Genomic DNA, 12,872 nt, shown 5'->3' with positions numbered 1-12,872 from the left:
GTACATCGAGTCCACTACGGCTCGAAGACCGAACGGAGCGCTCCGTCGGCGAGTTCCCACTCGCCAACTGTGGCTCCGTCTTCGCTCCGGTCGAGCGGTTCCCCGTTCACGATCACGTCCGCTGGCGCTTCTGTGACGCCATCGACGTGTAACTCGCAGGTCGGCGTGACGGGATCCGCCTCGACAGTGATCGTCTCGCCGCTCCGTTTGATTCCGAACTCGGCGAGTTTCTCGCGCTGTTCGTCGAAGTAGCGTCCGGCGGCCGCCCCGTCGGCGAGATACGTCCGGAGCGTCAGCCGTTCCGGCGGCCCCTCCTCGATCCGTTCGGTGGCGTCACGCATCGGGAGGACGCTCCCGGCGCGAACGTACAGTGGGACCCGGTCGAGGGGCACCGTCACGTCGAGGTGCTGTTGGCCCTCGTAGCGGTCGTCGCTCCACCAGTCGATCCACTCGCCCTCTGGCAGGTAGACCGAGCGCTCGCCGGACTCGTCGAAGATGGGGGCAACAAGCACCGACTCGCCGAGCAGGTACTGATCGTCGATCTCGTGGGTGCATGGATCGTCCTCGAACTCGAACAGGAGCGGGCGAACGATCGGATAGCCGGTTCGGCTCGTCACTTCGGCTTCGCTGTAGATGTAGGGCATGAGCCGGTATCGAAGCCGAGCGAACTGTTTGAATATCTCGACCGCCTCCTCCCCGAACGCCCATGGCTCGCGCGGCGTCGTGCCGTGACAGCGCGAGTGACTCGACAGGAGTCCGAACTGCGACCATCGGATGTACGTCTCGGTGCTTGGCTCCCCGCGGAACCCACCGATGTCGTGGCTCCAGTAGCCGATCCCCGACAGCGACGCGCTCAGTCCGCCCCGCAGCGCCGCGGCCATCCCGTTGAACGACGTCTGTGGGTCGCCACCCCAGTGGACGGGGAACCGCTGACTGCCGGTCCAGCCGGCCCGTCCCCAGACCAGCGCCTCGTCGTCGCCGTTGACCTCGCCGACCGTCTCGTAGACGGCTTCGTTGTAGAGATACGGGTAGACGTTGTGCATCGCCGTCCCGGAGAGCCCGTTCGCGAAGACCGCGTCCTCGGGGACGTACTCCCCGTAGTCGGTTTTGAACGTGTCGACGCCCATCTCCAGCAATCGGCGGTGTTTGTCCGTCCACCACTCGACGGCGTCCGGGTCGGTGAAGTCTACGATCGCTCCGCGGTAGTCCCCCTGACAGGTGCGCTCCATAACGTAGGGCTTCCCGGTGCCGTCCTCGACGAAATACCCCTCCTCGCGGGCCTCGACGAACGCATCGGTCCCCACCGGGACGTGTGGGTGTTCCCAGAGCGAGAGCCGAAAGCCGTTCTCGTGGAGGTCCTCGATCATCCCCTCGGGATCCGGGAACTGCTCGGTGTCCCAGACCAGATCCGTCGATTTGTTCTCGCGCATCCAGAACGGATCGAGGTGGACCACGTCCGCCGGGATCGACTCCTCCCGGAGGCGGTCGGTGATCCGTTCTAATTGTTCGCGGGACTCGTAGCCGAGTCGCGACATCCAGACGCCGAAACTCCACTTGGGCGGCCTGTCGGGCCGTCCCGTCAGTTCGGTGTACGTACTGTGGATCGTCTTGATCGAGGGGCCGGCAAAGAAGACGAACGAAAACCGGTCGTCCTCGACGCCGACGGTCGCACTCGCAGTCGACTCGACACCGAGGTCGTAGTTGACGCGGTGGGTCGTATCGACCAGCAGGCCGTAGCCCCGCGAGGAGACGTGAAAGGGGATGTTCTTGTAGGCGCGCTCGCTCTCGGTGCCGAGGGGTTCGACGTGCCAGGACTCGATCTCCTGGCCCCGGCGGTCGAACCGCGTGAACTTCTCGCCGAGGCCGTACAGGCGCTCGCCGGGAGCCAGCGAGAACGCCGTCCCCGTCTCCGTAACACGGTGGGGGCCGTGGTTGATCTCCTCTTCACTGAACCCCAGCGGCTCCACGCGGTCGTTGCCGCGGACGTCTCGGTCGTCGCGTTGCTCCTCGAACAGGAGCGTCCCGTCGTCGGCTTCGACCCGGAACGACCACGCGTCGAGACCGACGATTACCCGGAGCGTCTCGGTCCGGACGACGAGGGTGCCGTCGCGCTCTTCCAGTTCGAGGTCGACGTCCTCGCGGACGGCCGCCCGGTCGAACTCGGGGTAGGGGTTCCGATCCTCACCCGCTTCCGGGTTCGCCCGAAGCTCGAACTCGAACGTCGAGGCGTTCAGAAACTGGAGTTCGACCGGCACCGGGCGGTCGTCGCTGTGTGGTCGGGCGAGTTCCCTGTCTACGTCACAGAGTAACTCTATCGCGTTCTCGCTCCGGTCGTACCGCCGGACCCCGCTGACAGTGGTTCAGAACCATCGTTCTCTTTCGAGAGACCCGTGGTAAGCATATTAAAGCTATCCTCCGTGTCCCCCTCGCCGACCACAATCATTATGTTGCTTATCCTGCTCTTGGGGAGTGTACTCATGACCGACGAACCAGACTACCGTATTCCGCAGGGCGGGGGCGTCCCGTGGCGCGATATGGGTGTCGACGAGACGCACCGACCGCCGGACCGGGATATCGAGATCACCGATGTCAAGACGATGGCGATCGCGGGCAACTTCACGTGGGGAATCGTCAAAGTCGAGACGAACACCGAGCACTACGGCCTCGGGGAGACCTTTCGCGCAGAGGCGGCGCTGGATATGGCCGGGCGGATGGACGTCGACCTCGCGGGCGAGAACCCCTCGATACCGACCGGATCGTCGAACTGCTCAGACAGCGCTACACCGGTTGTGGCCGGATCGGACAGGCGGCGTTCACCGCCATCGAGACTGCCTGTTACGACATCAAAGGCAAACTGCTCGACGTACCGGTGTACGAACTGCTGGGCGGCAAGTACAGAGACGAGATCAAGATATACTGTGACACCCACGGCGGGGAGTCACTCGGCGAGGCCGGTGCACACGACCCGAAGGAGGTCTACACCCCCGAATCGTACGCTCGTGCCGCCCGCGAGGTCGTCGACGAGGGGTTCGACGCGCTCAAGTTCGACCTCGACGTGCCGACCCACGCCGAGTACGACGAGGCGAACCGACGGATGGACAACGAGGCAATCGAGCACAAGGTCTCGCTGGTCGAGGCCGTCCGCGACGAGATCGGATACGACATCGACCTCGGCATGGATCTCCACTGGAACTTCACCACGGAGACCGCGATCCGCCTGGGCAAAAAGCTCGAACCGTACGATCTCGCGTGGCTCGAAGACCCCGTGCCGCCGGAGAAACTCGATGCCCAGCGTCGCGTCACCGAGGCGCTCGATCTCCCCGTCCTGACGGGCGAGAACCTCGTGACCCCGGCCCAGTTCAACACGTACGCCAGTGAGGGAGCGCTGGACATCGCCGCCCCCGACGTCAACAAGTGTGGCGGCCTCGGCGAGATGAAAAAGATCGCCACGATCTGTGATCTCTACGGCATCCCGATCGCTTCGCACAACATCTCCAGTCCGCTCGGGACGGTTGCGGGCGCACATCTCTCGGCGGCGGTGCCGAACTTCCTCTGTATGGAGTGGCACTCTCGGGACGTGCCGTGGTGGAACGACTTCGCAAAGCGCACACATGGCGACGGTCCGATCCTCGAGGACGGCTACATCGACGTCCCCGAGGGCCCCGGTCTCGGCGTCGAGATCGACCGCGACCTCGCCGAGCGATACCTCACCGACGGCTCGGACCTGATCATCTGACTCCTCCTCGGGTAACCGACCGATAGCTTTTTTGAGCTAATCACGCTCCCTGAGAGTGTATGACGAAGCACACTGTGGTGGTTAGCGACCACGACTTCGCCGACCTCTCGATCGAGCGGGACGTACTGGGTGATATCGCCGACGTGCGCGACGCTGGCGGCGACCTCGACACCGAAGACATCGACGCGGACCTGGTCGATGCCGACGCGATCCTCAATCTGCGATACGAGATCGATGGCGACCTGATCAGCCGACTCGACGGCTGCCGGATCGTCGCGCGCTACGGCATCGGCGTCGACAACGTCGATAGCGAGGCGGCGACCGAGGCGGGGATCTACGTGACGAACGTCCCCGACTACTGCCAGGAGGAGGTAGCGACACACGCGCTCTCTCTGCTCCTCGCGCTGTACCGCGGCCTCGCTCGCTACAACGACTCCGTTGCCGCGGGCGAGTGGGAGCGAGGGTCGCCGCGCCGATCCACCGACTCTCCACGCAGACGCTCGGGGTCGTCGGGTTCGGCGCAATCGGGCGGGCCGTCGCCGACCGGGCGGGGGCGCTCGGCTTCGATATCGTGGCGAGCGATCCGTACGTCGACGCCGAGACGGCGGCCGACCACGGTGCCGACCTCGTCGAGTTCGAGACGCTCCTCGATCGATCGGACGCCGTGACGATCCACTCGCCGCTGGTCGAGGCGACGCGCGGGATGTTCGACGACGCCGCCTTCGAGCGGATGAACGACGGTGCCGTCCTCGTCAACGTCGCCCGCGGCCCCATCGTCGACGGCGACGCGCTCCGGGCGGCGCTGACGACGGGGAGATCAGGGGCGCAGGGCTCGACGTCTTTCCGGAGGAACCGCCCGCCGCCGACGATCCGCTCCGCACACACGAGCGCGTCGTCGCGACGCCACACGTCGGGTGGTACTCCGAGGAGGCCAACGCCGAGCGACGCCGCCGGGCGGCCGAGAACGTTCGGGCGGGGCTCACCGGCGAGCGCCCGGAGAACGTCGTCAACGAGTTGTAACGGAAAGCGGGCCGCGAAAAACTGGGATTACGCCTTTCCGACCGAGGTCAGTCCTTCGACGATCTTCCGCTGGAACACCAGCATCAACAGGAGCAGCGGGACGATCGACATGAACACGGCGGCGGAGATCGTCGCCCACGGGTACGTGTACTCGCCCTGGTAGAGCGCGATGCCGACGGTGATCGTCCGCATCGAGTCCTCGGTCATGAACGTCAGCGCGAACAGGAACTCGTTCCAGGCGTAGATGAAGACGATGATCGCCGTCGTCGCCATCGCGGGTGCCGAGACGGGCAGGATGATCCGGAAGAGGACGCCGATGTGTGAGAGCCCATCGATCAGTCCGGCCTCCTCCAGCGAATCCGGTAGCTCCTTGAAGTACGCCTGGAAGATCCAGATAGCGAAGGGGAGCTGAAACGCCGAGTAGGGGATGATCAGCCCGAGATAGCTGTTCAGGAAGCCGGTCGAACGCGCCAGATCGAATAGCGGGATCAGTCGCCCGAAGAAGGGCAACATCGCGGAGACCAGCACGATCATCAGCACGTGGAGTTTGTACTCGAAGTCCAGCCGCGAGAGCGCGTAGCCCGCCATCGACCCGAAGACGACGCAGACGATTGCGGTCCCCGAGGCGACGATGAAACTGTTGAACAGATATCGGGCGAACGGTGCCTGTTCGAGCGCGACGACGTAGTTGTCGAGGGTGAGGCTTCGCGGGATGTACTCTACGGGGAACGTGATGATCTCCGATGCCGGCTTGACCGAGGTGATCAGTATCCAGATGATCGGGAAGAACGAGACCAGACAGAGCACGGCAATCGAGCCGTAAAAGCCCAGTAGCTCGCCGATCCGCTGGGGGTTGTAGCGCTCGAACAGCGATCGGTCCTCAGTGTCGATGCTCATACTATCTCACCTCCGGTTCGTACAGCGTCACGACGTAGATTACACATATCACCATCGCGATGAGCGTGATGATCGTCGCCGCGGCAGCGCCCTCACCGAACTGCAGTCGGGTGAATGTCTGACTGTGCGCCCACAGAACGAGCGTCGTCGTCGACTCGCCCGGCCCGCCGCCGGTCAGTCCGTACGGTAGTCCGAACGCCTGAAACGCGGGCAGGGTGCGGAAGATCAGCGCGACGAGGATCACGGGTTTGAGCAGCGGTAGCGTGACGTACCAGAACTGCTTGATCTTGTTCGCGCCGTCGATCCGTGCCGCTTCGTACAGGTTGTCGGGGATGCTCGCGAGTCCGGCCAGCAGGATCAGGGCGACGAACGAACTCGTCTTCCAGATAGTCACGAACAGCATCGACCCCAGAGCGACCTGTGGGTCCGACAGGAACGGGTAGGCCGATTCGAGGATGCCGACCCGGATGAGCAGGTCGTTGATGACACCGTACTCGCCGTGGAACAGCCACGCCCAGATCCGGGCGTTGATGATCGTCGGGAGCGCCCACGGGAACAGGATCGCCGCCTGGGCGATATACTTGCCTCTGAACCCGCGATTGACCAGGAGCGCGAGTCCCAGACCGATCACCATCTCGATGGGCACGCTCCCAAACGTGTAGATCATCGTGACGGTAAACGAGTTCCAGAACGAGGAACTCTGCAGGACCGTGGCGTAGTTCTCTAGCCCGACGAACTGTTGTTCAGCCGTCGGCAGTACGCTCCCCTGATGGAGACTCGTCCATACCGTGTCGATGATCGGGTAGTAAGAGATCACGAACAGATAGGTGAGAACCGGAGCGAGCAACAGGGCTGCCATCTCTCCGTCGGAGAAGCGGAACTGTCTGTATCGTCGGTACCTCGACTGTAAGGCGCTGTTCGCCAGGCGAGAGCCCTCCCTGACTTTTCTGGCGTGTCGACTGCCATCTATACACATGCAATGCTTGACCGCGCACATAAATCTACGGGCATCGAAGACTGCTGTGAGCGCTGGGTCGAGACGTTTAAATATCCCGGCGAGGTGACGACAAACACAACGCATGTCCGCTGACAGAAGCCGTTTCGGGAGTGTTCGCCGGTCCGTTATCGAACCGACCGTCCGTCGCTGGCAGCCCTCGATACCGACTGGCAGAGCGTCGTCTGCGCGGTTGGAATCGTTGCGCTCGTCGTCGGCGTCGACATCCCCGGTTCTGAAGTGAGACCGTGTCTGACGAGCTCTCTCTGGTGCGCACGGCCCGGGAATACATCCCTGGCCTCTCGCTGTTAGTCGTCGGCGCTGGCCTCGCTCGCGTCGCCGGTGCGCGAGTCCCCGGGGTCAACGAACTGCTGGTCGCAATCGTAATCGGTGTGGTTCTCACGAATGCCGTCGGCATCCCGACGTGGATGCGTCGAGGCGTTCGGACGCACAACCTCTGGCTGGGTGCGGGTATCGTCCTGATGGGCGCGTCGCTCGCGCTCGATACCATCGTCGAGAGCGGGGCCGTCGTCGTGGTCTCCGTCCTCGCGGTCACCCTGTTCACGCTCGTCTACGTCGAAGCGCTTGCGCGAGGCGTCTTCGGTCTCGGCGAGCGACTCGGCTCGTTGCTGGCCGCAGGATCCAGCATCTGTGGGGTCTCCGCGGTCGTCGCGGTCGCCGGTAGCATCGAGGCCAAGGAAGAACACCTCGCCTACGCCGCCGCGACAGTCCTGCTGTTCGACGCCATCACGCTGCTGGCGTACCCGGTGATCGGCCGGGTGCTGGAACTCCCTGCACAGGTGTTCGGGATGTGGGCCGGACTGAGCATGTTCAGTACCGGGCCGGTCGTCGCTGTCGGCTTCGAGCACTCGAGCGCCGCCGGCCAGTGGGCAACGGTGACGAAACTGACCCGGAACGCACTGATCGGCGTCGTCGCGGTCGGCTACGCGACCTACTACGCACGGCGGCGAATGGACACGGACGGCTCCTCGTCCGTCCAGTGGCGCGAACTCTGGGACCGGTTCCCGAAGTTCGTGCTTGGCTTTCTGGCACTGGCGCTGATCGCCAGTGCGGGCGTGTTCTCCGCGGGCCAGCTGGCGTCGATGGAGACTGCCTACGGCTGGCTGTTCCTCCTCGCGTTCGTCGGCCTCGGAACCGACCTCGAACTGCAGAAGCTTCGGTGCGCTGGCGTTCGGCCGGTGCTCGTGGTGTTGCTCGCGTTCGCGACCGTGAGTGTGGTCTCGCTGGCCGGGTTGCTCACCGTCGTCGGCTGATCTGTGGCCGATATCGACCGAACGGTCACGAAACCGCCGGTATAGCAAGCTATTTTACCTCCGAGTCGGCCTGTTCTTCTATGGGTGACTCCCACATCGTAGCAGTCGAACCAGAGGACAATGTCGCCACAGCCATCCGCGAGGTGAGCGAGGGCGAAACAGTGACCGTCGACGTCGGTGACGACGAGGTCGTCGTCGACGTGCTCGAAGACGTTCGGTTCGGTCACAAGATCGCGCTCGAAGAGATCTCGCGCGGCGAGACGATCATCAAGTATGGGCTGAGCATCGGCCAGGCGTCGGAAGATATCGATGCCGGAGAATGGGTCCACGTTCACAACGTGGAGAGCAACTACGGCCGTGGCGACCTCGCTGCGAGCGGCGACTGACTCAGATCGATCATGACTGACTTCCTTGGATACGAACGAGACGACGGGAGTATCGGCATTCAAACTTCGTCCCGATCATCGCGACGGCACCGTACGCCAACGACACGGTGAAACGGGCCGCGGATATCGTCGACGACGCCATTCCGATCACGCATCCGCTTGGGCGATGCCAGACCAAGCCTGACGTGTTCCAGACGTACCGAACCCTGCTGGGCTACGGGACGCATCCGAACACCTACGGCGCAGTCGTCGTTGCACATGCCGGCGAAATCGTCGACGGCGACGAACTGGCGGGCGATATCGGCGAGACGGGCCGTCCGAGCGCGAGCATCAACATCCACGACGAGCAGGGCGTGATGAACGGGCTCAAAGCGACCGTCAACGCCGCACAGGAGATGGTACAGGACGCCAGCGCTCAGCGCCGCCAGCCACACGACCTCTCGAATCTCACGTTCGGGATCAACTGTGCAACGTCCGACACGACCAGCGGTCTCTGCCAGCACAAGGCGACCGCCGGTGCGGCCTGGCGACTCATCGATCAGGGCGGCTGCGCCGTCTTCGCGGAGACGCCGGAGTTCTTCGGCGGCGAGGAGGACCTCGCAGAGCGGGCGGTCAACGACGAGGTCGCACAGAAGATTCTCGACTACGTCGAGGACTGGGAACAGCGGCTACAGGAGACCGGCTACGACGTCCGTGGCGCACAGCCAACGCCGGACAACATGGACGGTGGACTGACGACAATCGAGGAGAAGGCGCTGGGCGCGCTCGTCAAGTCCGGTGACGGGCCGATCCAGGATCTGGTGGATTACGCCGAGAAGATCCCTGACGAAAGCGGGATGTATATCATGGATACTCCGGGCCACGGTGCTGAATCCGTTACCGGGATCGGCGCGGGCGGCGCACACTTCATGATCATCTCGACCGGGCAGGGTCATACCCTCTCGAATGCCGTCATGCCGACGATCAAGATCACGGGCAACCCCGGGAGCGCAGAGCGCGTCCCCGAGGAGACCGATGTCGACGTCAGCGAGGCGCTGGTCGGCGACGCCTCGATCGACTGGGCGACCGACGAACTCTGGGACGAGATCCTGGATGTCGTCAACGGCAAACAGACGCTGAGCGAGGTGCTCGGCGAGAGCCAGTTCGCTATCCACCGGATCGGCCCCTCCACGTGATCGATGGAGATCGATAGAGACCGCGCCCGTGAGGTGGCCGCAGCGGCCTTTCGGGACCACGGCATCCGAGAGTGTGATGCCGTGACGACGGCGGAGATGCTCGTCACTGCAGAGGCACGCGGGAAGTCCTCGCACGGACTGATCCGGCTTCCCCGATATCTCCGCGGGGTCGAACACGGGAACGTCGATCCGGAGGGGTCGATCGAGATTGCCACCGACGCGGGTGCCGCGAGTACGATCGACGGCGGCGCGCGACTGGGCCCTGCCGTTGCCCAGCACGCGATCGCCGAGGCGATAGAGCGGGCCGAAGAGTACGGTGTGGGGCTGGTCGGGGTCCGAAACTCGACCCACCTCGGGATGCTCGGCTACTACACGAACGAGATCCGCGAGGCGGGCTACGTCGGCATCGCGATGACGAATACGGAGCCAGCGATGCCGCCCCACGGCGGCGCGGAACCGGTCCTCGGGACGAACCCGATCGCGATCGGGCTACCGACCGATCCGCCGTTCAACCTCGATATGAGCACGTCAGCGATCGCACGCGGGTCAATCAACGAGGCCGCCGAACAGGGCGAAGAGATCCCCGAGGGCATCGCGCTCGACGCCAGGGGGCAACCGACCACCGATCCCGAGGCCGCGCTGGACGGGACGATCCTGCCGTTTGGCGGGCCGAAGGGCTCCGGGCTGGCAATCGCCGTCGAAGTACTCGCCGGTGGTCTCGTCGGAGCGGCTATGGGAGAGGACGTCACTGGCACCTACCACACCGAGGAGCCATGCACGAAAGGCGATCTGTTCGTGGTGATCGATCCTGATGCCACCGCGGGCGGATCGTTCAGAATCGGAGACGAACGCGTTTCTGGCCTCGCTCAAGCGGATCGAACGGGCGGTCGACGTCGACGAGATCAGGCTTCCCGGCGAGAGATCGGTTCGTGAGGAACGAACTGAGACGATCGAGGTAGGGTCTGACCTCTGGGAGGAGGCGCTCGAACTAGCGGGCGAGACGCGCTGGGCGTCTGTCCCGAGCCGCGACGCTTTGTTTTCCAATGGTCAGAAAGGGAACAATAGAAAAGATTATTAAGGATATATGCAAAGTATGTGAGTGTATGCCTGACAAACAGAGACGGCAGTTTATGAAAGCAACGGCACTCGGGAGTATGGCAGCGATGGCGGGCTGTCTCGGTGGCGACGACGACGGCACCGATCTGAACTACGTCCATCCGAGCTACTTCGGGGCTGACGCGGAGGATATCGTCCCGATGTTCGAGGAGCAAGAGGACGTTTCGGTGTCGACGCAGTCCTCACCGGGAGATGCCACCTCGACGCGGGAGTACTACGTCAACCAGTTCGTCGCCGAGTCGGGGGATTTCGACATCGGTAATATGGACATCATCTGGCCCGGCGAGTTCGCCAGCAACGGGTGGGCGGCCGAGATGGAGGATCCGGAGGGTCACACCGACAATATGCTCCAGACGCCGGTCGATGCGATGACCATCGACGGGTCGATGTACGGGATGCCGCTCCATACCGACGCCAACGCTCTGTACTACCGGACGGACAAGCTGAGGAGTACGGCTACGATGGCCCGCCCGAGACGTTCATGGAACTCGTCACTATGGCCCAGGACATCCTTGACCAGGACGACGAGATCGAAAACGGCTACATCTGGCAGGGTGGCACCAACGAGGGCCTCACGATCATGTGGCTCAACTGGGTCTGGGGCATGGGCGGTGAGGTCTACGACGGCGACAGCGTCACCGTCAACAACGAGGAGGGCGTCGCTGCGCTCCAGCACGCGGTCGACCTCATCCACGAGTACGAAATCACGCCGGAGTTTATGCCATCGAGTTCGACGGACGAGAACCGCGAGACGTTCCAGCAGGGCAACACGCTGTTCATGCGTAACTGGCCCTACGCGGTCGCGCTGATGAACGAGGACGGTTCGAGCGTGCAGGATAATTTCACCGTCGCACCGTTGCCGACCTCCGAGGACAACCCCGACGCGCAGAACTCCTGTCTCGGCGGTTGGAACCTCTTTATCAACGCCAACGCGCAGAACGCGGAGCTCGCACAGCAGTTTGCGACGTTTAGCTCGCTCGAGATCCAAGAGCGTCTCGCCCAGGAGCACAGCCGTCTCCCGGTCCGGCAGGAAGTGTACGAGAACGAGGAGATTCGGAACGAGTTCGAGGAACTGACGCTGTTCGAGGACATTCTCGGTCGAACTAACGCACGTCCGGGGCTCGCGGACTACCCGACGTTCTCCGAAATCGTGTTCACGCAGGCCAACAACGCGCTGGTCCAGAGCAAGACGCCGCAGGAGGCGCTCGACGACGCTCAGTCCGAGATCGAAGATCAGATCGACGAAGCCTGAGCACCCCGGTCGTTCGTTTCGGCGGACGATCTGTTACTGCAGTATTTTTAATGGCTCTCATAAAGCCCCGTAGCGTCGGCCCCGAACTACACCGTCACCGACGCCAGCACGGAGTCGTAACAGTGATCGAGCCGTTCTCGCTGTGCGTCGTCGAGTTGGGGGAGCGGTGGAAGCGGCGTGCCGATATCGATCCCGCTGCGGCGGACGAGATGTTTCATCGCCGCGGCGGTCGGGATGTCGTTCATCGTACTCACGACGGGGTTGACGACGCTGTTCATCAACTGTCGTGCATGGTCGTAGTCGCTGTGGCGATAGCTGTCGTACAGCTGTGCGACTGGCCGGGGAAGACGTTTGCTGGCCCAGCGATCAACCCGCTTGCACCGAGTTCGAGCGATGCTATGGCAGCTCGAGGCCCCCTGGAAGACGTCGAAGTCGGATGGCGTCGTTTCGATGACGTCGTAGAGAAAGGTCAGATCTCCCGAGGTATCTTTGAGACCGACGACGTTCGGATGCTCGGCCATCGTCGAGACGAGGTCGACCGAGAGCTCTTCACCGGTCAGGGCTGGGATGTTGTACAGTACGATCGGTAACGAACTGTCGTCCGCGATGGTCTCGAAGAAGCGCTGTAACCCGTCCTGCGTCGTACTCAGGTAGTACGGCGTCACGACGACTGCGGCATCGACGCCCGCGGCGTCGGCGTCTCGAATGTGCTCAGCGACGTCGCCCGCGCTGGTGTGCCCACAACCGGCCAACACGGGGACGTCGTCCGCGCTGTCGACGACGGTTTCCAGCACGTTCGACCGCTGTGCCCGTGTGAGACTGGGGAACTCTCCGATCGAGCCACAGGGAAAGAGACCGTGGACACCGCCGTTGATCAGATAGCTCGTGTACTCCGCCAGTGCATCGGTATCGATGTCCCTGCCAGTCGTCGGGGTCGGCATGGGACAGACTGTCCCCTCAAGTCGCATGAATGGATGCTTGTATATCTGAGATAAAAACGTTTGTGTTCAACCCGGGGGATG

11 protein-coding genes and 2 pseudogenes are annotated in these 12,872 nt (G+C 63.4%); 8 read left to right on the top strand and 5 right to left on the bottom strand.

Going from position 1 to position 12,872, the window contains the following annotated elements:
- Positions 1–14: 14 nt before the first annotated feature.
- The gene (gene yicI, locus ACFQH2_RS00850; RefSeq protein WP_377076346.1) at positions 15–2,255 is read right to left on the bottom strand and encodes an alpha-xylosidase; all 2,241 of its coding nucleotides are present in this window, start codon (positions 2,253–2,255) and stop codon (positions 15–17) included.
- A 365-nt stretch (positions 2,256–2,620) separates the two neighbouring features.
- Here yicI and ACFQH2_RS00845 point away from each other — a divergent pair, with 365 nt between their 5' ends.
- From ACFQH2_RS00845 to ACFQH2_RS00835, 3 genes and pseudogenes are all read left to right on the top strand, one after another.
- Positions 2,621–3,736 carry a mandelate racemase/muconate lactonizing enzyme family protein gene (locus tag ACFQH2_RS00845; RefSeq protein WP_377076345.1) on the top strand — a complete coding sequence of 372 codons (1,116 nt, stop codon included), beginning with the start codon at positions 2,621–2,623 and terminating at the stop codon, positions 3,734–3,736.
- Positions 3,737–3,795: 59 nt separating this feature from the next.
- Positions 3,796–4,182: pseudogene (locus ACFQH2_RS00840) on the top strand (C-terminal binding protein); the annotation flags it as partial.
- A gap of 5 nt (positions 4,183–4,187) precedes the next feature.
- Positions 4,188–4,756, top strand: a pseudogene (locus ACFQH2_RS00835) (NAD(P)-dependent oxidoreductase).
- A gap of 27 nt (positions 4,757–4,783) precedes the next feature.
- On the opposite strand, the gene ACFQH2_RS00830 reads toward ACFQH2_RS00835, so the two are convergent.
- On the bottom strand, positions 4,784–5,653 hold the full coding sequence (locus ACFQH2_RS00830; RefSeq protein ID WP_377055908.1) for a carbohydrate ABC transporter permease: 870 nt from the start codon (positions 5,651–5,653) through the stop codon (positions 4,784–4,786).
- 1 nt (position 5,654) lies between these two features.
- The gene (locus tag ACFQH2_RS00825) at positions 5,655–6,512 is read right to left on the bottom strand and encodes a carbohydrate ABC transporter permease (protein ID WP_377076344.1); all 858 of its coding nucleotides are present in this window, start codon (positions 6,510–6,512) and stop codon (positions 5,655–5,657) included.
- 404 nt (positions 6,513–6,916) lie between these two features.
- Between ACFQH2_RS00825 and ACFQH2_RS00820 the strand changes: the two genes are divergently transcribed.
- The 4 genes from ACFQH2_RS00820 (at position 6,917) to ACFQH2_RS00805 (ending at position 10,415) form a co-directional block, all read left to right on the top strand.
- The gene (locus ACFQH2_RS00820; protein ID WP_377076343.1) at positions 6,917–7,921 is read left to right on the top strand and encodes a YeiH family protein; all 1,005 of its coding nucleotides are present in this window, start codon (positions 6,917–6,919) and stop codon (positions 7,919–7,921) included.
- 80 nt (positions 7,922–8,001) lie between these two features.
- Entirely contained in the window at positions 8,002–8,307 is a 306-nt protein-coding gene (locus ACFQH2_RS00815; protein ID WP_377055899.1) for a UxaA family hydrolase, read from the top strand.
- Between the two features lie 29 nt (positions 8,308–8,336).
- Positions 8,337–9,482, top strand: coding sequence for a UxaA family hydrolase (locus ACFQH2_RS00810; RefSeq protein ID WP_377076954.1), 1,146 nt, complete (start codon positions 8,337–8,339; stop codon positions 9,480–9,482).
- Between the two features lie 3 nt (positions 9,483–9,485).
- The gene (locus ACFQH2_RS00805) at positions 9,486–10,415 is read left to right on the top strand and encodes an Ldh family oxidoreductase (protein WP_377076342.1); all 930 of its coding nucleotides are present in this window, start codon (positions 9,486–9,488) and stop codon (positions 10,413–10,415) included.
- Positions 10,416–10,780: 365 nt separating this feature from the next.
- On the opposite strand, the gene ACFQH2_RS00800 is transcribed toward ACFQH2_RS00805, so the two are convergent.
- On the bottom strand, positions 10,781–10,933 hold the full coding sequence (locus ACFQH2_RS00800) for a hypothetical protein (RefSeq protein ID WP_377077015.1): 153 nt from the start codon (positions 10,931–10,933) through the stop codon (positions 10,781–10,783).
- On the opposite strand from ACFQH2_RS00800, the gene ACFQH2_RS00795 reads away from it, so the two are divergent.
- Positions 10,900–11,850, top strand: a complete 951-nt coding sequence (locus ACFQH2_RS00795; protein ID WP_377076341.1) for an extracellular solute-binding protein — start codon at positions 10,900–10,902, stop codon at positions 11,848–11,850. The two genes, ACFQH2_RS00800 and ACFQH2_RS00795, sit on opposite strands and share 34 nt — an antisense overlap.
- A gap of 86 nt (positions 11,851–11,936) precedes the next feature.
- Here ACFQH2_RS00795 and ACFQH2_RS00790 read toward each other — a convergent pair whose 3' ends face one another.
- The gene (locus tag ACFQH2_RS00790) at positions 11,937–12,818 is read right to left on the bottom strand and encodes a dihydrodipicolinate synthase family protein (RefSeq protein ID WP_377076340.1); all 882 of its coding nucleotides are present in this window, start codon (positions 12,816–12,818) and stop codon (positions 11,937–11,939) included.
- Between the last annotated feature and the right edge of the window lie 54 nt (positions 12,819–12,872).

It is taken from the genome of Natronoarchaeum sp. GCM10025703 (assembly GCF_042661985.1).
In the GTDB taxonomy this organism is placed as follows: domain Archaea; phylum Halobacteriota; class Halobacteria; order Halobacteriales; family Natronoarchaeaceae; genus Natranaeroarchaeum.
This window is presented reverse-complemented; position numbering and strand designations above follow the sequence as displayed.